Source organism: Parvibaculum sp., from assembly GCF_030651915.1.
Taxonomy (GTDB): domain Bacteria; phylum Pseudomonadota; class Alphaproteobacteria; order Parvibaculales; family Parvibaculaceae; genus Parvibaculum.
Genome location: NZ_JAUSBV010000010.1, coordinates 358,365 through 378,056 on the forward strand (window position 1 = coordinate 358,365; position 19,692 = coordinate 378,056).

18 protein-coding genes are annotated in these 19,692 nt (G+C 61.9%); 10 read left to right on the plus strand and 8 right to left on the minus strand.

Annotated features, from left to right (window positions below; translation table 11 throughout):
• Window positions 1-6: 6 nt before the first annotated feature.
• On the minus strand, window positions 7-1,014 hold the full coding sequence (locus Q7V31_RS15735) for a phosphotransferase family protein (protein ID WP_304736030.1): 1,008 nt from the start codon (window positions 1,012-1,014) through the stop codon (window positions 7-9).
• A gap of 1 nt (window position 1,015) precedes the next feature.
• Complete coding sequence (locus Q7V31_RS15740) at window positions 1,016-2,050, minus strand: hypothetical protein (RefSeq protein ID WP_304735653.1); 1,035 nt, start codon at window positions 2,048-2,050, stop codon at window positions 1,016-1,018.
• 185 nt (window positions 2,051-2,235) lie between these two features.
• On the opposite strand from Q7V31_RS15740, the gene Q7V31_RS15745 reads away from it, so the two are divergent.
• Complete coding sequence (locus Q7V31_RS15745) at window positions 2,236-2,979, plus strand: DUF502 domain-containing protein (protein ID WP_304735655.1); 744 nt, start codon at window positions 2,236-2,238, stop codon at window positions 2,977-2,979.
• 6 nt (window positions 2,980-2,985) lie between these two features.
• Here Q7V31_RS15745 and recG read toward each other — a convergent pair whose 3' ends face one another.
• Window positions 2,986-5,070 carry an ATP-dependent DNA helicase RecG gene (gene recG / locus Q7V31_RS15750; RefSeq protein ID WP_304735656.1) on the minus strand — a complete coding sequence of 695 codons (2,085 nt, stop codon included), beginning with the start codon at window positions 5,068-5,070 and terminating at the stop codon, window positions 2,986-2,988.
• 96 nt (window positions 5,071-5,166) lie between these two features.
• Here recG and Q7V31_RS15755 point away from each other — a divergent pair, with 96 nt between their 5' ends.
• A complete protein-coding gene (locus Q7V31_RS15755; RefSeq protein ID WP_304735658.1) occupies window positions 5,167-5,472 on the plus strand; it encodes a succinate dehydrogenase assembly factor 2 in 306 nt (101 codons plus the stop codon).
• A gap of 13 nt (window positions 5,473-5,485) precedes the next feature.
• Entirely contained in the window at window positions 5,486-8,980 is a 3,495-nt protein-coding gene (mfd, locus tag Q7V31_RS15760; RefSeq protein ID WP_304736031.1) for a transcription-repair coupling factor, read from the plus strand.
• Window positions 8,981-8,988: 8 nt separating this feature from the next.
• Here mfd and Q7V31_RS15765 read toward each other — a convergent pair whose 3' ends face one another.
• From Q7V31_RS15765 to Q7V31_RS15775, 3 genes are read right to left on the minus strand one after another with little or no spacing between them, the layout of a single operon-like run.
• Entirely contained in the window at window positions 8,989-9,462 is a 474-nt protein-coding gene (locus Q7V31_RS15765; RefSeq protein WP_304735659.1) for a hypothetical protein, read from the minus strand.
• Window positions 9,459-9,908, minus strand: coding sequence for a hydrogenase (locus tag Q7V31_RS15770; protein ID WP_304735661.1), 450 nt, complete (start codon window positions 9,906-9,908; stop codon window positions 9,459-9,461). The genes Q7V31_RS15765 and Q7V31_RS15770 overlap by 4 nt, the downstream gene beginning before the upstream one ends.
• An 18-nt stretch (window positions 9,909-9,926) precedes the next feature.
• Complete coding sequence (locus Q7V31_RS15775) at window positions 9,927-10,580, minus strand: DsbA family oxidoreductase (protein WP_304735662.1); 654 nt, start codon at window positions 10,578-10,580, stop codon at window positions 9,927-9,929.
• 144 nt (window positions 10,581-10,724) lie between these two features.
• Here Q7V31_RS15775 and Q7V31_RS15780 point away from each other — a divergent pair, with 144 nt between their 5' ends.
• From Q7V31_RS15780 to Q7V31_RS15795, 4 genes are all read left to right on the plus strand, one after another.
• On the plus strand, window positions 10,725-11,504 hold the full coding sequence (locus tag Q7V31_RS15780) for a glucose 1-dehydrogenase (RefSeq protein WP_304735664.1): 780 nt from the start codon (window positions 10,725-10,727) through the stop codon (window positions 11,502-11,504).
• A 96-nt stretch (window positions 11,505-11,600) separates the two neighbouring features.
• On the plus strand, window positions 11,601-11,897 hold the full coding sequence (locus Q7V31_RS15785) for a hypothetical protein (RefSeq protein ID WP_304735665.1): 297 nt from the start codon (window positions 11,601-11,603) through the stop codon (window positions 11,895-11,897).
• A 118-nt stretch (window positions 11,898-12,015) separates the two neighbouring features.
• Window positions 12,016-13,470 (plus strand): sodium/proline symporter PutP, encoded by a 1,455-nt coding sequence (gene putP / locus Q7V31_RS15790; protein ID WP_304735668.1) that lies wholly within the window; start codon window positions 12,016-12,018, stop codon window positions 13,468-13,470.
• Between the two features lie 111 nt (window positions 13,471-13,581).
• Entirely contained in the window at window positions 13,582-13,752 is a 171-nt protein-coding gene (locus Q7V31_RS15795) for a hypothetical protein (protein WP_304735669.1), read from the plus strand.
• On the opposite strand, the gene Q7V31_RS15800 is transcribed toward Q7V31_RS15795, so the two are convergent.
• On the minus strand, window positions 13,749-15,305 hold the full coding sequence (locus tag Q7V31_RS15800) for an acyl-CoA synthetase (RefSeq protein WP_304735671.1): 1,557 nt from the start codon (window positions 15,303-15,305) through the stop codon (window positions 13,749-13,751). The two genes, Q7V31_RS15795 and Q7V31_RS15800, sit on opposite strands and share 4 nt — an antisense overlap.
• Window positions 15,306-15,456: 151 nt before the next feature.
• Here Q7V31_RS15800 and Q7V31_RS15805 point away from each other — a divergent pair, with 151 nt between their 5' ends.
• The 3 genes from Q7V31_RS15805 to Q7V31_RS15815 all read left to right on the plus strand — a co-directional run bounded on the left by Q7V31_RS15805 (window position 15,457) and on the right by Q7V31_RS15815 (window position 18,008).
• Entirely contained in the window at window positions 15,457-16,587 is a 1,131-nt protein-coding gene (locus Q7V31_RS15805; protein ID WP_304735673.1) for a CaiB/BaiF CoA-transferase family protein, read from the plus strand.
• Window positions 16,584-17,342: a histidine phosphatase family protein gene (locus tag Q7V31_RS15810; protein ID WP_304735675.1), complete on the plus strand. Its 759-nt coding sequence runs from the start codon at window positions 16,584-16,586 to the stop codon at window positions 17,340-17,342. The genes Q7V31_RS15805 and Q7V31_RS15810 overlap by 4 nt, the downstream gene beginning before the upstream one ends.
• 69 nt (window positions 17,343-17,411) lie before the next feature.
• A complete protein-coding gene (locus Q7V31_RS15815) occupies window positions 17,412-18,008 on the plus strand; it encodes a VOC family protein (RefSeq protein WP_304735676.1) in 597 nt (198 codons plus the stop codon).
• 6 nt (window positions 18,009-18,014) lie between these two features.
• On the opposite strand, the gene Q7V31_RS15820 is transcribed toward Q7V31_RS15815, so the two are convergent.
• The gene (locus tag Q7V31_RS15820) at window positions 18,015-19,676 is read right to left on the minus strand and encodes a class I adenylate-forming enzyme family protein (protein ID WP_304735678.1); all 1,662 of its coding nucleotides are present in this window, start codon (window positions 19,674-19,676) and stop codon (window positions 18,015-18,017) included.
• Window positions 19,677-19,692 lie beyond the last annotated feature (16 nt).

Consider the following 19,692-nt stretch of genomic DNA (forward strand, 5'->3'; position numbering starts at 1 on the left):
GACTCCTCAGTTGCGTGGCGCCAACAGGCGCAGCAAATCGACTTCGGTTTCGGATGAACGGCGCCCGATTGTTGCACGCTCGACGGACCGGTCCGTACCGCTCTTGAATGCCGTGACCATGATGGTGCACATAACGCCCCATTTGAGCGTTCCCAACACTTCCCAGTATTTGACGCGTGCAGGATCAATCTTGAGGCCGCCGGCGGATTCGTAGCCCTCGAACATATCCTCGCGTGAGCCGAATCCGCCGACGGGCTGGTCGATATTGCCAAAACGCCATGAATTGACACAGATCCAACCGAGATCCTCCATCGGGTCGCCGATATGCGCCAGTTCCCAATCAAGGACCGCTCGTACGCCGTCCGGCCCGATCATCAAATTGCCGTTTCGAAAATCGCCGTGCACCAGCGTATGCGCGGTTGTTTCGGGCGGGGCATTGTCCCGCAGCCAACGAAAGGCCAACTCGAAAACCGGATGAGGATGACCATGCGCCTTGTAGGTTTCCAGATACTGTATGATTTCGCTGCGCGCCGGCGAGGTCCGCAAGGGCGGGAGCGACTCCATTTTGATACGATGCAACCTTGCGAGGATTTCGCCGCATTGACGGGCCAGTTTCGGTCGCGCCGCAGCAAACTCGTCATCACGCAGGATTTTTCGCGCGATCGTCTCTCCGGCAATGCGGTCCATGATGAAGCCGTGACCAAGACCGTCGTCAGGCGCGAGAACGTGACGAACGGTCGGGACCGGAACGTCCGCATGACCCGCCAGATCGATCAATCGGGCTTCGGTTTCAAGCGGAACGGCGGTTGCGCGGGAATCACGCGCGCCGCCGGGCGCACGACGCAGGATGAGAAGTACGGGCTCCTTGCCTGCAGTGGTGACGTCGAACGACCATGTTTCCTGACTCGCACCGCCGGACAGACGCTTGAGATTCGTGATGCCGGTTGCGCCCGGTATATGGTTGCGCACGACCGCGGCAAGCGGAGCTGAAAGTGGGTTTTCCTCCACGCCCATGTCAGTGACCCGCACCGACAGGTCGACCGTCGACGATCTGATCAAGATATTCCGACAGACCATAACCGGTCACACCATTGCAGCGATATTCCGTCATGCCTTCGGTGATACGGGTATTCAGATCGGTTCCATCTGGAGCCTTGCGGCGGTTGCGCAACGGAATCAGCGACAGGACCTTGCCGTCAATGTCGTACACGGCGCCCGATTCCGTGACCACATGGGCGTGCAGGGCGGTTTGGTACCAGTTGTCATCCCATTCGCTCTCGATCGTGCACGACTGGATAAGATCATAGGCCCCGTCTTTCAGAACCATGCCGCCCTGGCGCTGCTTTCCTTCGTCGTTGGTGACGATCGAAATCATCATGCCGAAGTCGCGGCCGAAATTCATCGGCAGCCAGCGATACCAGTGGATCGCCTGCCAGTAGCGGGGGCCCCAACTCTTGTCGCGCAATCCGAAACCCGACACGTTGAAACGCTCATCGCCGACAATGAAGTAACCTTTGGCTGCCATGTGCTGTTCATAGTGAGCCTTGGCAAAGGATTTCTCCGGGTCGAGATCGAGCGGCGAGCCGTCGTCCTTGACGGTTTCGCCACCGAACATCGGCGACACACCTTCGTAGTCAAGGACGACCTCGCAGGGAACGACGGGATTGTTTTTGAAGGCCTGCGCCGGATCGGCCATTTCGAGCGGGTTGGCGAGGACCACAACGTTTCCGGTGTAACTCACCCGGAGCCGCCTGAAAGGTTCGATAACCTCGAATTTCATGCCCCCGGCATTCATGGCCTCGTTACCCGATATTTTGGGCCGCGCATACATGAACGCGACGCGCCCGTCGGGCAGATAGAGGCAATTGGACATTTCGGCATAGCCCTCGTTAGGGCGATTGCCGAGCCGAAACCAGCCGCCTGTCTTGTTGGCCGGATCGAACATGTTGAAATACATGCTCTCGTTATAGTTCAGGGCTGCATCGGGCTTGTGGGTGTATTCGTCCGCCGGCTCGAGACGAAGTTTTGTTCCGGGTGGGGTCGAGGCCATATCGTCGTCTCCGCTGATGGTGTTTCGGGAGCCTCGGTCGAGCTCCCTGTATATCAATTTCGACATGATGGATCGGGCGAGCCTGACAGGGAAGAGGCGCAATGGTATGAAACAAGTGTGCGTGCTGGAGGCCAGCGCGCCCCGGCGTCAACCCATGACCCCGGGCGACGACGAAACAGCGGAATATGGCAGAACGCATGAACGACCGACAGAACGACGAAACACCGCCGACAGAGAGCGAATCCACCCTGATTCTGCCGGCCAGGCGGCCGCGGTTTATGGCGCGTATTCGAAACTATTTCCTGACCGGCATGGTCGTGGCCGCGCCGATCGGATTGACCATCTGGATTACGCGCTGGTTCATCGATCTGATCGACACATGGTTCACGCCGCTTCTGCCGCGCCAGTATCACCCTGATGCCTACCTGCCGTTCGATATTCCGGGGCTGGGCCTTCTCATTGCATTTGTCTTGCTGACACTTCTGGGAGCGCTGACGGCCAATATTTTTGGTCGCACCGTACTCAATTTTGGTGAACGGATTGTCGCCCGGATGCCAGTGGTACGCAGTATTTACGGCGCCCTGAAGCAAATATTCGAGACTGTCATATCGCAGTCAAGTGCGTCGTTCCGGGAAGTTGGCCTCATCGAATATCCCCGCAAGGGAATTTTTTGCATCGTCTTCATTACCACGCAGACGAATGGCGAGATCGTCGATCGTGTCGGGCGAGAACTCGTCAGTGTGTTTCTACCGACAACGCCGAACCCGACATCGGGATTTCTTCTATTCGTCCCGAAGGATGATGTGCAGGTCCTGGATATGACGATTGAGGAAGGCGCCAAGTTGATCATTTCGGCCGGCCTTGTCGAACCAAAGCATCGAAAAGACGACGACGAGCCGATTACCGTGAACAACCCGGCCGGCCTTTAGGCGTCGTCAACCGGATCGCAGATATCGGATGGCCTCATCTCGCTCGAAGAGGTAGAGCAGATTACGCAGCGCTCCGCCGCGCGGGCTTACCAGTTCGGGGTCGGCATTGAGGACCAACATGGCGTCATCATAGGCAGCGGCGAGAAGCTCCCGTTGTTCGTCAACGCGGGCAATCCGGAACGACGGCATGCCGCTTTGCCGGGTGCCGAGAAGTTCGCCTGCGCCGCGCAAGCGCAAGTCCTCTTCGGCAATGCGAAATCCGTCCTCTGTTTCGCGCATGATCCGGATGCGCGCCTCCGCCGTTTCGCCCAGAGGCGATTGATAGAGGAGCAAGCATGACGACTTTTCGCTGCCGCGGCCGACACGCCCGCGCAGCTGGTGAAGCTGGGCGAGGCCGAAGCGCTCGGCATGCTCGATAACCATGACCGTTGCGGAGGGCACATTGACACCGACTTCGATGACTGTCGTGGCGACAAGGATACGGATGTCGCCGGCTGCGAACCTTGCCATGACATTGTCTTTCTCGGACGCCTTCATGCGGCCGTGCACAAGGCCGACAATGTCACCAAAGATCGAATGCAGATGCTTGTTTCGCTCCTCGGCCGCCGCCGCATCGATCTCGTCCGATTCCTCAACCAACGGACAAACCCAGTAGATTTGTGCGCCTCTATCAAGCGCGCGCCGCAAGCTTGCGACGACATCATTCAGTCGCTCAAGCGGCAGAGCGCTCGTAACGACTGGTGTGCGTCCCGGAGGCTTTTCGTCAAGACGCGACACATCCATATCGCCATAGGCGGTGAGCGTCAGTGTGCGGGGAATGGGCGTAGCGGTCATCACCAGGACATCCGTCCCAACACCACCTTTGGCTGTCAACATGAGGCGCTGATGAACGCCGAAGCGATGCTGTTCGTCGACGACAGCGAAGGCTAGCGCACGGAATCCGACATCCTCTTGAAAAAGCGCGTGGGTGCCGACAAGAATGTCGATCTCGCCATTCGCAACAGAATCCAGGATGGCCGCGCGGCGGGCGCCCTTCTCCCGGCCGGTCAGCAGTTCAAGCCGGACACCAGCAGCTGCACATAACGGGGCCAGCGTCGCATGATGCTGGCGGGCAAGAATTTCGGTCGGCGCCATCATGGCCGCCTGAAAGCCCGCTTCGACAGCGTTTAGCATCGCGAGGAGGGCCACCACGGTCTTGCCGCTGCCGACATCGCCCTGGAGCAGGCGCAGCATGCGGTGGGTACCCGTCATGTCCGCAAGGATTTCATCCAGTGTGCGTGTCTGAGCGGCAGTGAGCGCGAATGGAAGTGCCGCAATGACCTGTTTCCGCAAGCGTCCATCGCCGGCGACGGAACGGCCGGGCAACCGCCGCATACGCAACCGCACAAGGCCGAGAGCCAGTTGATTGGCAAGCAGTTCATCATAGGCCAGACGGGCGCGCGCAGGCGCGCCGGTTTCGAGATCGCCCAGCGTTTGGGGTTCGTGGGCGGCCTGAACGGCGGTGCGCCAGGATTGCCATCCCCGTGCTTTTAGCCAGCTCGGGTCCTGCCATTCAGGCAGGTCGGGCAGAAAATTCATGGCGGCGCGAGCGGCCTTCTGGATGGCTCTCAATGGCAGACCCGCGGTCAGCGGATAGACCGGTTCAAGAAGCGGCAGCGATGGCATTTCTTCAGGTTTTACAATGTGATCCGGGTGGGTCATTTGCGCTTGACCCTGATAGAACTCGATACGACCCGAGACGATGCGCTGCGCACCTTCGGGAAGCGTTTTGAGTAGATGGTCGGGCCGGGTGTTGAAGAAGACGATCTGCATTTCACCTGTTGAGTCAGAGACATGCACCCGATATGGCAGCCGCGGGTTGCGGGGTGGCACATGCAGGCCGACGGTCACTTCGATGGTGGCGATCTCTCCGTCGCGGATTTCGGCGATTTTTGGACGGCTGCGGCGATCGATGAGACCGCAAGGCAGATGCCAGAGAAGGTCGACGACCTTGCTACCTGTCAGATTTTCCACACGTTTTTCGAGCCGGGGGCCGATTCCGGGGAGGCTGCGCACGGGCGCGAAGAGCGGAAAAAGAATCTCAGGCCGCATCGCCGTCCCCATGGGCACAGGTGGGAATCACGCTTCCATTCTAATGACATAGAGGCCGGAGCGGTCTATATCCCGAACTCGAAAGGGACAAGGACGATGGCTGAAACAAGCGCCGAGGATCATCGCGCAAGACTGCGGCGAATGGGCTTCAGATCCTGGCACCGGGGTATCCGGGAGATGGATCTTATCCTCGGACATTTTGCCGACAGCACTTTGGAATCGTTGAGTTTTCCAGAACTCGACCAATATGAGGCGCTGCTCGAGGCCGAGGATACATCCCTCTACAACTGGATTACGGGGCGTGAAACGGTGCCCATGGAACATGACACGCCGCTGCTTGCCCGTATCCGCACATTCAATCACCTGAAGGGAACGCTTTGGGCCGACCGGAGCGAGAACTAATTTCTTGAAAAGAATGCAGGAATTGGCGGCGATGCCGGGCCGGCTGACGCTCGGCGAAACGCCGGAAGGCTTCGATGCGCTGGCGCTGGCCGACATCGCGCGCGCATGCCGGAGCATGTCAAATGGCATGGTTGGGCATGTTGCTCGCGACGATGCCCGCATGGCGGCGCTTGCCGAGGCTCTCGCGTTCTTCGCCCCTGATATCGACGTCGAACTTTTCCCCGCCTGGGACTGCCTGCCTTATGACCGCGTGTCCCCGAACGGCGATATCAGCGCACGCCGCATGGCGACGCTGTCGCGGCTGGCGGCGCGGGTGGAGACGGGTGGGGACAAGCCGCTCGTCGTCTTGCTCACCGTCAATGCGGCGCTGCAACGCGTCCCCGCACGGGAAACGGTCAGCGGCGCGGCGTGGTCGGCGCATGTCGGCAACCGGGTCGACCTCGATGCGCTGACCTCCTATCTGGCGGCCAATGGCTACAACCGCACTGGCACGGTGCGCGAGCGCGGCGAGTTTGCCGTCCGGGGCGGCATCGTCGACATTTTCCCGCCCGGTCTGGAATTGCCGATCCGACTCGACATGTTCGGCGACACGCTGGACGCGGTCCGGAGCTTCGATGCCGAAAGCCAGCGTACCGTCGGTCAGCTCTCCGGTCTCGACCTCGTGCCGGCCAGCGAAATTCATCTCGACGCCGAGACGATCCGCCGATTTCGGGCGGGATATGTGGCAGCGCTCGGCGCGGTCAATGACGGTGACCCGCTCTATGCCGCGGTCAGCGAGGGCCGCAAACATGCGGGCATGGAACACTGGCTGCCGCTGTTCCACGAGAAGCTTGAAACGATTTTCGATTATATGCCGGGTGCGACGGTAACCCTCGACGCGCAGGCCGAAGAAGCCAGGGGCGCACGGCTCGAACTCATCAGCGACTATTATGATGCCCGTGTCACGGCGCGCGGCACCAAATCGACCGTCGACGCACCGAGCTACAAACCGCTAAAACCCGAAGCGCTCTATCTCGACGCAGCGGAGTGGGATGCCATCCTCGATGCGCGGCCGGTGCGCGCCTTTACGCCGTTTCGCGTTCCCGAGGGTGCCGGCATCAACCTGGGCGGAAAGCAGGGACGAAGTTTCGCGCCGGAACGCGCGCAGGACGGCGTCAATATTTTCGAAGTTCTCGGCGGCCACATCGCCGGTCTACGCCGGGCAGGCAAACGGATAGCAATTGCAAGCTGGACGGAGGGCGCACGGGATCGGCTGGCCCATGTACTCGGCGATCATGGTATCGGAAATGTTCTCATTGCGGATTCATGGTCTCAAGTTAACACTGTTAGCAAAAATACAGTTTCACTAATTGTTCTCGGCATCGAGGCCGGATTCGAAACGGCAGACCTCGCCGTCATTGGTGAGCAGGATGTGCTGGGCGACCGGTTGGTACGCCAGCGCCGGAAAAAACGGGCCGAGAATTTCCTGACCGAAGCGTCGAGCTTGTCGCCCGGCGATTTCGTCGTGCATGTCGATCACGGTATCGGACGGTTCGAGCGGCTGCTGACCATCGAGGTCATGGGTGCGCCACATGACTGCCTGTTGCTTGTCTATCAAGGCAACGACAAGCTCTATTTGCCGGTCGAAAACATTGAGCTGTTGTCGCGCTACGGTTCGGACGATGCGGAAGCGCAGCTTGACCGGCTGGGGGGCACCGGCTGGCAGGCGCGAAAGGCCCGTCTCAAGGAACGCATCCGCGAGATGGCCGGCGAGCTCATCAAGATCGCCGCCGCGCGCGAGTTGAAAAAAGCTCCCGTCATGGAGCCGCAGCCGGGCGCCTATGACGAATTCTGCGCCCGCTTTCCCTTTACCGAGACCGACGATCAGGAACAGGCCATCGAGGCCGTGCTGGCGGATCTGGCACGCGGACGGCCGATGGACCGACTGGTTTGTGGCGACGTCGGATTTGGCAAGACCGAAGTCGCTTTACGCGCGGCCTTTGTCGCCGCACTGAACGGCTACCAGGTGGCCGTTGTCGTGCCAACGACACTTCTGGCGCGCCAGCATTTCAAAACCTTCAACGACCGTTTCCATGGATTACCGGTCAAGATCAGGCAGATGTCGCGGCTTGTCGGCACCAAGGAGATGGCGGAAGCGAAGGCGGGTCTCACCGACGGTACGGTCGACATCGTCATCGGCACCCATGCGGTGCTCGGCAAACAGATAAAATTCCGCAATCTGGGGCTTGTTATCGTCGATGAGGAGCAACATTTCGGCGTCGGCCACAAGGAGCAGTTGAAGGCCCTGCGTGCCGAGGTTCATGTGCTTACACTGACGGCAACGCCAATTCCACGAACGTTGCAGATGGCCCTGTCGGGCGTTCGCGAGCTTTCGATCATCGCAACTCCGCCGGTCGACCGCCTTGTCGTTCGCACCTATGTCTCGCCGTTCGATGCGGTCGTCATGCGCGAGGCGTTGATGCGGGAGCATTTTCGCGGCGGGCAGAGCTTTTATATCGTGCCGCGTATTGCCGATCTTTCCGAGGCCGGCGAGTTTCTGAAGCAATATGCGCCGGAAGTGAAATTCACGATCGCGCATGGACAAATGGCGCCGGGCGAAATCGAAGACAAGATGACGGCGTTTTACGACGGTAAATACGATGTGCTGGTTTCGACCACCATTGTCGAATCCGGGCTCGACATTCCGACCGCCAATACGCTGATTGTGCACCGCGCCGATATGTTCGGTCTCGCGCAGCTCTATCAGCTTCGCGGGCGTGTCGGCCGTTCGAAAGCCCGCGCCTATGCCTATCTGACCGTGCCTGCGAACCGGACATTGACGCCGGCGGCCGAGCGGCGCCTCAAGGTGCTGCAGTCGCTCGACTCGCTTGGCGCCGGTTTTTCGCTCGCCAGCCACGATCTCGATATTCGCGGCGCCGGCAATCTGCTCGGCGACGAACAGTCGGGCCATATCCGGGAAGTCGGATATGAGCTCTACCAGTCAATGCTGGAAGAGGCCGTGGCCGCAATGCGTGGCGGCGGTGCGGAGGAAGACGAGGAGGGCCGCTGGTCGCCGCAGATCAATGTCGGCACGCCGGTGCTTATCCCCGAAAACTATGTGCCCGACCTTGAGGCGCGGATGTCGCTTTACCGGCGGCTTTCCGATGTGGAGACTCGCGCCGAGATTGACGGCTTCGGCGCGGAGCTGATCGACCGTTTCGGCAAGCTGCCGGAGGAAGTCGAGTTCCTGCTGAAGATCGTCGAGATCAAGGGCATGTGCCGTGCGGCCAATGTCGAGAAGATCGAAGCCGGCCCCAAAGGTATCGTGCTGACATTCCGCGACAACACCTTCGCCAATCCGGCCGCCCTGGTCGAGATCATCAACGACGAACGCGGGAATGCCAAGCTCAGGCCCGATCACAAGCTCGTCTTCAGGCGCGACTGGGATACGCCCGAAGAAAGACTCACCGGCACCTATGCGCTGATGCGGAAACTCGCGGAGTTGGCGGGCGCGGCAAAGGCGGCGTAGATTTTCGCTTACTGAGAGTTCTGTTCAAGCATCTCACTCAGAAGGCCAACGGCTTGCATGACGGTGATCGAATAGATTCCGCCCTTTTCCGATTTCCATACTTGATAGCCTTCTTCAAATTCCGCACCGGGCGCGACGTCGCTCTCCAAGAGTTGGTCCACTGACCCAGCTATTGCCGACATTTCAAAGGGCATGTGGCTGACCGTCATGGTGCCGTCCGGTGTCACGAGTCCTGGAGGTGCGGGTACACCAAGAAGTGAAACATGAACAGCGTGCATGTCGTTCCATTCTTCAATACGTCCGATGACAACTTTCGTCGTGGTTGGCTCCACCGACTTGATCGACCAGAGCTGATGCGGTCGGAGAATTGGCTCTGAGGTTTCGTTTTCTGCCATGCCTGTAGTTGAAGCGAATTGAATGCATAAAAAAAGAAGGATGCACCTTGAGATTTTACGTGCCGCCATAGCCGATTGAGGTTTCATTTTTTGCCTCCGCGCCAGAGACCCCAAATGATCAGGACAACGCCGAGGACCATTGCCACGGACAGGCTGATCAGCAGAAAGGAGATGATTGCCTCCTGCGTCCCTGAACCTGCCATTCCCTGCGCGGCGATCGGCATCATGCCAGCGCCGGCCCCCCAAATACCCGCCAGCAATACGCCCAGCCAATTGGCGAAGGCGGCATAGGTCACAAGCCAGAACGCACTGAGAAGCGCCACCGAACCGAGCACGAGGCGCGGCCAAAGCAGACCGAGAAGCACCAGGAACATTCCGTTCATGAGTCCTTCAAGATGCGCCGAAAGTCCCATGCGCGGATTGGCGATGCCCCCGGAAATGAACCCCGTGAGAAGCCCAATCAGGAAGAGAACGATACCCAGCAGCAATAACCAATACGCCTGCTGCTCCTGTCGCAGCGACAATGAAGACATGAAATCCCCCCTTTGGATTTACTGCGCGGCGCTGACCGCTTCTTCCGCTTCCTTGGCCAGCAGCTTGTCGAACATGCGCACCAGTGTTTCCGGCTCCTGCGCACCGACCATCACCCACTTCGAATTGATGACAAAACTCGGGACACCCTGAATGCCGAGTTCGCGCGCGGTCATGTCCTCGCGGCGTACCAGTTCCTTGTCGGCATCGCCGCTCAGCAAGCCGCGCACAATGTCGGTGTCCATGCCGGCTTCGGCCGAGGCATCGACCAGTACGTCGTGCGACCCGATATCTTCGCCGTCCTCGAAGTAGCGGCGGAAAAGGATATCGACCATTTCGTTCTGGCAGCCGGCCGTACCCGCCCAGCGGATCAGCCGATGGCTGTCGAGCGTATTGGGCGAACGCTCGATCCTGTCGAAGCGGAACTCAATGCCGACCGCCGCGCCGAACTCGCGGATCGTGTTGCCCACTTCCCTGGCACGTTCCGATCCGAATTTCTTTTCCATGTAGGCTTTGCGGTCAACGCCCCCTTCGGGGATCGACGCATCAAGCTGAAAGGGGCGCCAGGCGAGCGTGATGTTCGTACCGCCATGCATCGTCAGCGCTTCGTCGAGACGCTTCTTGCCGATGTAGCACCACGGGCAGACCGTATCCGAGACGACATCGAGTTGCATTTCTGGCCTCCGCCGCGCGTTTTCGATGGGTGATTATGAGGCCTGAAACGCAGGGGCCGCAAGGCACCGGTGGGCCGCCACTTGACGGGGCGGGCGACGCACGCGAAGAGTCCAGCAAAATCAAACGGCTGGAGGCTACACGCAATGACCGAGACAACCGAAGTCAGGCTCCCGGATTACGATCTCGGCGGTAAGGTGGCGCTGGTGACGGGCGCGACCAGCGGGCTCGGCAGACGCTTCGCTCTGGTGCTGGCGAAGGCCGGGGCGAAGATCGCCATTACCGGTCGGCGGGTCGAACGGCTCGCCGCGCTCAAATCCGAGATCGAGGCGACAGGCGGCGTGGCGGCGGCGATCGCCCTCGACGTCACGGATCCGGCGAGCATCGCGGCCTGCATGGCGGAGGCCGAGCACACGCTCGGACCGGTCGACATTCTCGTCAACAATGCCGGCATGAATGTGCAGGCGCTTCCGGCCGAGGTGACGCCGGAAGGCTTCGACACGATGTTCGACACCAATGTGCGCGGTGCCTTCTTCATGGCGCAGGCGGCCGGACGCTCGATGATGGCGCGGGGCGCGGGCGGCCGCATCATCAACATTGCTTCCATCGGCGCGCATACGGTTCTTCCCGGACTGACGATCTATTGCATGACCAAGGCAGCGGTCGGCATGATGACCAAATCGCTCGCCAAGGAATGGGCGCGGAAACAGATCAACGTCAACGCGATGTGCCCGGGCTTCATCGAGACCGAACTCAACTCGGACTGGTTCGGTACCGAGGGCGGGCAAAAGCAGATCAAAAGCTGGCCCCGGCGGCGGCTCGGGGTCGAGGAGGACCTCGACGGGACGCTGTTGCTTCTGGCGTCCGACCACGGACGGTTCATCACCGGGTCGCTTTTCACCGTCGATGACGGGCAGTCGCTCTGACAGACGACGAAATGCCCGATTTTCGGTAACACTTCATTAAGCATGATGGCTCATAATTTCCCCGAATCCTCTTTCAAGGTAATCAGAGGACGAATCGTGGGAAAACTCTTCGTCGGATTTGTGTTGGGCTTTCTTGCCTGCACTTGGACTTATGGAATCAATCCGACTGAGGCCGCTTTCGGCCTCAGTCACAAGATTGCTGCGGCCCGCGATCATCTGCAGACTGAGTATAACGTCGAGCGGCCGCTCGGCCACAAAGGTCAGTACGCGTGGGTAGGCCGAAACGGCGACGTTAAAACCATCTCGGCCGAGGTCCCGCACCCGACAATAGACCCCCTTGAACATCGTCGCGCTTACTGGCTAAGTCAGGCAGGCGGTTTGCCTCCGATGTGAAGCGCACCCGCCAGAACGGGGGCTTCATGATCGGTGGACTGACTGTTGAGAGCTGGCTGGTTCTTGGGCTACCCGCGCTTGCCATCATGGCATCCGCCGTCAGCTGGTTTCGCGCCCGATGACCGCGACGCTGCCTCTCACCATCGCGGTCTATCTGCTGGCGATGCTGGCGCTCGGCGTGGCCGCCTATCGCTTCACCAACAATCTCAAGGACTACATTCTCGGCGGACGGCAGCTTGGCCGCTGGGTGGCGGCGCTTTCGGCCGGCGCCTCCGACATGAGCGGCTGGCTGATGCTCGGGCTGCCCGGCGCGGTCTATCTCTACGGCCTCAACCAGATATGGATCGCGGTCGGGCTGGTTGCGGGCGCATTTCTCAACTGGCGGTTCATTGCGCGGCGCCTGCGGCGCTATACCGAGGCGGCCGGCGATGCGTTGACGCTGCCGGACTATTTCGAAAACCGTTTCGCCGACCGGAGCCGCGTGTTGCGCGTCGCCAGCGCCTTTGTGATCCTGATTTTCTTCACGATCTACACATCGGCAGGTCTTGTGTCGGGCGCCATCCTGTTCGAACAGGTGTTTGGCCTCGACTATCATTGGGCGCTGGCCATCGGCGCCGTCAGCATCCTGTCCTATACGGCGATCGGCGGCTTTCTCGGCGTCTGCTGGACCGATACGGTGCAGGGCGTGATGATGTTCTTCGCGCTGCTGATCGTGCCGGCCGTCGCCATTTCGGCAATGGGCGGCGTCGAGGCAATGATTGCCGGTGCCAACAGCGCCGGGCCGACAGGCGCACTCGACGCCTTTCACGACATCAGCCTGATCGGTGCGGTTTCGCTGATGGCGTGGGGGCTCGGCTATTTCGGCCAGCCGCACATTCTGGCGCGCTTCATGGCGATCCGCGACGAGGCGGCATTGCCGGGCGCGCAGTTGATCGGCATGACCTGGATGGTGCTGGCGCTTTACGGCGCCGTGGCGACCGGACTTGCCGGTATCGGCTATTTCGCCGCCGCGCCGCTCGCCAATCCCGAGACGGTGTTTCTGGCCTTGTCGCAGGCGCTGTTCAGTCCGGTGATTGCGGGGGTGCTGCTGGCCGCCGTGCTGGCGGCGGTGATGAGCACGGTCTCCTCGCAGCTTCTCGTGTCGTCGAGCGTCATCGCCGAGGATTTCTGGAAGCGCATTTTCCGGCCCGATGCGCAAGCGCGTGAATTGCTGATGGCGGGGCGGGCATCGGTCATCGTCATCTCGGTGGCGGCGCTCCTGCTGGCCCTCGACCGGGACAGCACGGTGCTGGCACTGGTCGCCTATGCCTGGGCCGGGTTCGGCGCCGCCTTCGGGCCGGTGGTGATCCTGTCGCTGTTCTGGGGCCGCATGACGCGCAATGGTGCGCTGGCCGGCATGGTCGCGGGCGCCGCCACGGTCATTGTCTGGAAGCAGCTCTCAGGCGGGATTTTCGACCTCTATGAAATTCTGCCCGGCTTCGCCGTGGCGATGCTGGCGGTCGTTATTGTCAGCCTGGCCGGCCGTGCGCCGCCGGAGGAAGTACGCGCCAGGCATGGCGCCATCGCGCATTAACCATTTCACTGTACCTTTTTGAAACAAGCCATTGATTTTGCTTGCGTTTTTATGGTTCGTGCGAGAGATTTTAACCGTGTTGCAGTTGTAGATTGAGAGGGCCGGACCCCAATGTCCAATTTCCTGATGGGCATTGTTTTCGGATTTTTCCTGTGTGTCTGGGTGCTCGATGCGAGCCCCATGACCGCAACGGCATCATTGTTTGAGCGTGTCCGCCAGGTGCAGGTCTCGTTCGCGGCCGAGCATGAGCCATTGCCGCAGGAACGGCCGGCGCGGCCCTAGACGCGCCGCAGCGCCCGTCGCATCACCTTGCCATTGGCCGTTCGGGGCAGGCTGTCGACGAAAATCACCTCGCGCGGGCGCTTGTAGGCGGCCAGGCGCCTCTCGGCCCAGGCGAGAATCGCGGCGGCGTCGGGTTCGGACGCCTCTTTCGGCACCACAAAAGCGGCAATGACCGACAGATCCTCCCGGACATGCAGCTCGGTGACCGCGACCTCCTGCACATCGGGATGGCCTGCCAGCGCCGCCTCGACCTCCTGCGGCGAGACGCGGTAGCCCATCGCATTCATCAGGTCGTCGGCGCGGCCGTGATAATGCATGTAGCCATCGGCGTCGAAACTGGCGAGATCGCCGCCGATGAACCACTCGCCGCGATAGACGTCGGCCTCTTCTTCGGGGCGCCGCCAGTAGCCGAGCATCAGCCCGGGATCGGAACGGTGGACGGCCAGCAATCCGGTCTCGCCGGGGGGCAGCGGCTCGAGACCGCCATCGACCGGCAGCGCCGCCACGCAGCGGCCGGGCTGCGGCCGACCCGGGCTTCCAGCACGGATTTCCATGCCCGGCGCGGTCGAGACATAGGTCGAGCATTCCGACATGCCCAAGGCCTCGTAGAGGTCCTTGCCGGTCGCCTCCCGCCAGTGCTCGAGCAGGGCCGGCGACAGCGCCTCGCCGGCGGTCAGGCCGTGGCGCAGGTTTGAAATGTCATGCGCGGCGAGATCGCAATATTTCAGGATCTGGCGATAGAGCGTCGGCACGGCGGCAAAGAGCGTGGCGCGCGTCTTTTCCATCAGCTTCGGCCAGACCTGCACATCCTTTTCGCCATTGTAGAGAATGGTGGTCGCGCCATTGGCCCATGGGTCGGTCAGGCCGACACCCAGCGTATAGGTCCAGTTGAAGGCACCGGCATGGAGCATCGTGTCGGCGGGCTCGATGCCGTACCAGCCCCGATACATTGGCCGACGACCCCAGGCGCTGCGATGGGCATGCAGGACGCCTTTCGGGCGGCCGCTGGTGCCAGAGGTGTAGACCAGGAAGGCCGGATCGTTGGCGCCGGTATCGGCGTAGCCGGCCCGCGGCGCATGCGCCTTCAAGCGCTCGATCATGGCCGCATCGATCACCCGCACGCCGCCCGTCTGCATGTGCATGCCGGGCGCCAGTGCGACTGCGGCGGCGGCTGAATCCGCGAGCAGGAAGTCGGCCTCGTCGGCGGTGAGTTGCGAGGAGGAGGGAAGCGGCACGATGCCGGCCGCCAGCGCGCCGAAAAAGAGCAGCGCATAGTCGGATGTGTTGGGCATGCGGATCATCAGACGTTCGCCGGATGCGAAACCTTCCGCCAGCAACCCGGCCGCCACGCGGCGCACCGCGTCATCGAGTGCGCCATAGCGCCAGCGCTCGGCCGTTTCGAGCGGCGCGTCGGCGTCGCCGACAACGACCAGCGCGATCTTCTCCGGCGTCTCCTTCGCCGCGCGCGCCAGGCAATAGCGCGCGATGTTGAAGGATGCGGGGCAGGGCTCGCCGGTATAACCGCGAGCGATGGCGGGAGCGGGCAGGGGCATGGCGCGTTTGTAGAGGCGGAAGCGAAAACCGGCAAGGGAGCCCGCGCCAGCCCGCCCTTGCGTCAATCCGGCCAGCGTTTACGGGCCTCGCCGCAGCCTGTACAAATCTCCTCCAACAAACGGCAAACAGCTGAATTCAAGGGAGCACGTCATGGGTAGCGGACCGCTGAGCGGCATCAAGGTCGTCGAATTCGCAGGTATCGGGCCGGGGCCCTTCTGCGCCATGCTGCTCTCCGACATGGGTGCGGATATCATCCGCATCGACCGCAAGGGCGGGCGCGGCGGCTCGAAATTCGATATCGGTTCGCGCGGCCGGCGCTCGGTCGCGCTCGACCTCAAGAAGCCGGAATCGGTCGAGGCCTGCCTGAAGCTGATCGAGAGCGCCGACATTCTGCAGGAAGGCTTCCGTCCCGGTGTGATGGAGCGTCTGGGCCTCGGCCCCGATGTCTGCCTGAAGCGCAATCCAAAACTCGTCTATGGCCGCATGACCGGTTGGGGCCAGACCGGGCCGCTGGCCAATGCCGCCGGCCATGACATCAACTACATCTCGCTGACGGGCGCGCTGCATGCGATCGGCCGTCCGGGCGAAAAGCCGGTGCCGCCGCTCAATCTCGTCGGCGATTTCGGCGGCGGCGCGCTTTATCTCGCCATGGGCATGCTGGCGGCGCTGGTCGAAGCGCAGCGCAGCGGCAAGGGCCAGGTGGTCGATGCGGCGATGACCGATGGCGCCTCGTCGCTGATGGCGATGTTCTACGGGTTCACGGCGTCCGGCATGTGGCAGGAGCCGCATGGCACCAACATGCTCGATGGCGGCGCGCATTTCTACGATACCTACGAGACCAAGGACGGGCAGTGGATTTCGATCGGTTCGATCGAGCCGCAATTCTACGCGATCCTGCGCGAGAAGGCCGGGCTCACCGATGCGCTCTGGGACGCGCAGATGGACCGCGCGCAATGGCCGGCGATGAAGACCAAGATCGAGGCCGTGTTCAAGACCAAGACGCGCGATGAATGGTGCCAGATCATGGAGGGCACCGATATCTGCTTTGCGCCGGTGCTGTCGATCAAGGAAGCGATCGACCATCCGCACAACAAGGCGCGCCAGACCATTGTCGAGATCGACGGCGTGGCGCAGCCCAATGTGGCGCCGCGTTTCTCGCGCACGGAATCGAAGATCCAGGGCCCCGCGCCGACGGTCGGCGAGCACACCGAAAGCGCGCTCAAGGATTGGGGCTTCTCGGGCGCCGATGTCGAGGCGCTGAAGAAGGCGGAAGCGATTTGAGTGCACTTCCCGGTACGACAGGGCGGCGGCGCCTCTATCTGATGCGGCACGGCCATGTCGACTATTTCGGACCGGAGATTCTGGCGGCCGGCGGCGACACGAAAGTGGTGCCGCTGACGCCGCTTGGCCGGGAACAGGCGAAGGCGGCCGGCGCCGCGCTTTCACATGTCGCGCTCGACCGCGCCATCTGTTCCGGCGTGCCGCGGACGCGGCAGACGGCGGAATTCGTCCTCGCGGCGCAGGAATCTTCCGCGCCTTTCCTCGAGGAAGAACCGGCGCTGGTCGAAATCCATGGCGGTAGCTTCGGCAGGATTTCGAGTCGCACCGAACTCGCCGCGAAAATGGCTTTCTATTTCGAGACGGCGGAAATGCCCGGCGCCACCATGCTCGAGGGCGGCGAAGTCTTCCGGGACGCGCTCACCCGCGCCATCGGCGCCGTCACGCGGCTCCTGGCCGAGCCGGGCTGGCACACGGCGCTGATTGCCGCGCATGAGGGCATCAACCGCCTCATTCTCGGCTGGGCGGCGACGGGCTGCTCGCTCGAGCGGGCGCTGGGCGCGGTGCGTGCCTTCGAGCAGGACCCGGCCTGCATCAATGTCATCGATTTCGACATGGTGCCGGCGGCCGACGGCAGCATCGGCACCGAAATCCAGCGCAGCCTGATCAAATCGGTCAATGTGACGCCCTATAATTACGTCAAGCACGGCATGAACATGACCAGCCTTGAGGCGATTTTCGCGCGGGAGCCGCGCTAGGCGCTCTGGTTTCGCGCGCCGGGCGGGAGTAGCCTCAAGCTATCGTCATCTTCTTTCGGGGAGGAAAGAATGAGCAACGAGCTTCTGGGCAGGGTCGATCATATTGGCGAGACCAAAACACCGGCGCCGACGATCACCGGCTTTCACCATATCGCCTATCGCTGCCGCGATGCCGAAGAGACGCGGAAGTTCTATTGCGACCTCCTGGGCCTGAAGCCTGCGGCCGCGCTCGCCTTCGACAAGGATCCGGCCGGGCGCGACAAGCCCTATATGCATCTCTTCTTCGAAATGGGCGACGGGCGTTTCATTGCCTTTTTCGACGAACCGACAAGCGCCAGCGACGACGTCTTCCGGATGAAAGACGGGATCGAGGATTATCACTTCGCCTTCGAGGTTGGCTCGATGGAAGAAATGCGGGCTTTCATCGCGCGGCTGAAAGAAGCGAAGGTGCCGGTGTTCGGCCCGATCGACCATCACTTCTGTCACTCGATCTATTTCTTCGACCCGAGCGGCCTTGCCTGCGAGATTACGGTGCGCGACGCGAAACATGACGAGATCATGAAGGCGGAAGGCGACCGCGCGGCGCAGGCCATCCATGAATGGACCGAGAAGACCCGCACCCTGAAGAAGGCACGGCTGAAACTTCTCAACCAGGCGGCGGACTGACGCGCGTCACGCCCCGATCATCTCCCTGAGCTGGCGCCGCAGCACCTTGCCGAGCGGGTTGCGGGGCAGGGCGTCGGCGAGTTCGAGACGCTCGGGCAGCTTGTAGGCCGCGATGTCGGACTTCATCAGGTGGTTGCGGATGTCGTCGAGCGTCACGCTTTCGCCCTCGGCCGGCACCGCGACGGCACAGATGCGCTCGCCCATGACGGCATCGGCATAGCCGACAACGGCCGCCTCCTTGATCTTCGGCAGGCCGGCCAGCAAGCCGTCGATCTCGCCCGGCGAGATGTTCATGCCGCCGCGGATGATGATGTCCTTGGCGCGCTCGACGAAACGGTAGTAGCGATTGCTGGCGCCGGCGATCTCGAAGACGTCGCCGGTGTGAAAGAAGCCGTCCTTGTCGATGGCATCCGTCGGGCCGCCGCCATCGCCGGCGCGGTAATAGCCCGCGAAGACCGTGGCACCCTTGATCAGCAATTCGCCGGGCTTGCCGGGTTCGCTCACTTCATCGCCCGTCTGGATGTCGACGAGCTTCGTTTCGATGGCCCCGGCGATCTTTGCCGGCCAGTCGAGGCCCTTGACGCCGAAGCGCGGGAAAAACTGCGCGCGCTCTTCCGGGTCCGGCACGTCGCCCGCGCCGGATATCAGGCATGTGCCTTCGTTCGAACCGAAGATGTTGACGATGGGCAGGCCGTATTGCTCCTGCCAGGTTTTCACCATCCAGGGCGAGAGCGGCGCCGAGCCCGAGCCGATGCTGCGCACCGCCGAGAGATCGAGCGTGGCCATCAGCTTTTCTTCCTTCAACAACAGCGACAGCACAGCGGGTGGCGCGACGGTGTAGGTGATTTTCTCGCCGACCAGTTGCTTCAGAAAAACAGGCAGGTCGAAGGGGTGATGTTGAACCAGCGTGCCGCCGGTCAGCAGCCAGGGCATGAAGCAACCGCCGATGGCGGCCATGTTGACCAGCGGGAAAGGGTTCAGCACCGTATCGCCGGGCTGGAGTTGTGCGGCGTCGGCGCAGGCGACGCCGGCGATCATCCAGTGATTGTGACTGCGGGGCACGCCCTTGGGCCGTGCTTCCGTTCCCGACGTCCAGCAGATCGTCGCCGCATCGTTCGCATCCGCCTTGGGCAGCGCGTCGAGCCGCGCATTGTCGGCCGCGGGCCACTCGCTCTCCCCAATAACGAAGAGCGCGCGAAGCGCGGGCAGCTTCGGCTTCAGGCTCTCGAACATCGCGGCATGATCGTGGCCACGTATCGTGCGTGCCGTCACGGCAGCCTTCGCGCCCGCAAAGGCCAGCACGTCGCCCAGTTCATGCGCGCGCCACTGCACGGGTGCAGGCGTAACGATGAGCCCGATGCGCCATGCGGCCAGATAGACCGCGACCAGTTCCACCACATTCGGGAGCTGTACGGCAACGATGTCGTCCTTCTTCAGTCCGGCGTCGAGAAAGCCGGTCGCAATCCGGTTGGCCTCGTCGCCGAGTTCGCGATAGGTGAGACGGCGCGGGTTTTGTCCGTCGATATCCGCCCGATTTGGCGGGTCGGCGACGGCAAGGCCCTCCGGCGTTGTCGCTGCATTGGCGCGGAATCGCTGATCGATGGTTTCGGTTCCCCACCATCCGGCCCGCGTATGGCGGTCGATTTCCATCTTCGATGCCAGGATCATCCCGTGCTCCTCCCAA

Excerpts from the sequence above, each read along its gene's own strand:
- mfd (WP_304736031.1), top strand. The coding sequence starts at position 5,486 with ATGCAGGAATTGGCGGCGATGCCGGGCCGGCTGACGCTCGGCGAAACG.
- Q7V31_RS15735 (WP_304736030.1), bottom strand. The coding sequence starts at position 1,014 with ATGGGCGTGGAGGAAAACCCACTTTCAGCTCCGCTTGCCGCGGTCGTG.
- Q7V31_RS15755 (WP_304735658.1), top strand. The coding sequence starts at position 5,167 with ATGGCTGAAACAAGCGCCGAGGATCATCGCGCAAGACTGCGGCGAATG.
- Q7V31_RS15765 (WP_304735659.1), bottom strand. The coding sequence starts at position 9,462 with ATGAAACCTCAATCGGCTATGGCGGCACGTAAAATCTCAAGGTGCATC.
- Q7V31_RS15780 (WP_304735664.1), top strand. The coding sequence starts at position 10,725 with ATGACCGAGACAACCGAAGTCAGGCTCCCGGATTACGATCTCGGCGGT.
- Q7V31_RS15795 (WP_304735669.1), top strand. The coding sequence starts at position 13,582 with ATGTCCAATTTCCTGATGGGCATTGTTTTCGGATTTTTCCTGTGTGTC.
- Q7V31_RS15770 (WP_304735661.1), bottom strand. The coding sequence starts at position 9,908 with ATGTCTTCATTGTCGCTGCGACAGGAGCAGCAGGCGTATTGGTTATTG.
- Q7V31_RS15805 (WP_304735673.1), top strand. The coding sequence starts at position 15,457 with ATGGGTAGCGGACCGCTGAGCGGCATCAAGGTCGTCGAATTCGCAGGT.
- Q7V31_RS15740 (WP_304735653.1), bottom strand. The coding sequence starts at position 2,050 with ATGGCCTCGACCCCACCCGGAACAAAACTTCGTCTCGAGCCGGCGGAC.
- putP (WP_304735668.1), top strand. The coding sequence starts at position 12,016 with ATGACCGCGACGCTGCCTCTCACCATCGCGGTCTATCTGCTGGCGATG.
- Q7V31_RS15775 (WP_304735662.1), bottom strand. The coding sequence starts at position 10,580 with ATGCAACTCGATGTCGTCTCGGATACGGTCTGCCCGTGGTGCTACATC.
- Q7V31_RS15820 (WP_304735678.1), bottom strand. The coding sequence starts at position 19,676 with ATGATCCTGGCATCGAAGATGGAAATCGACCGCCATACGCGGGCCGGA.
- Q7V31_RS15800 (WP_304735671.1), bottom strand. The coding sequence starts at position 15,305 with ATGCCCCTGCCCGCTCCCGCCATCGCTCGCGGTTATACCGGCGAGCCC.
- Q7V31_RS15745 (WP_304735655.1), top strand. The coding sequence starts at position 2,236 with ATGGCAGAACGCATGAACGACCGACAGAACGACGAAACACCGCCGACA.
- recG (WP_304735656.1), bottom strand. The coding sequence starts at position 5,070 with ATGCGGCCTGAGATTCTTTTTCCGCTCTTCGCGCCCGTGCGCAGCCTC.
- Q7V31_RS15815 (WP_304735676.1), top strand. The coding sequence starts at position 17,412 with ATGAGCAACGAGCTTCTGGGCAGGGTCGATCATATTGGCGAGACCAAA.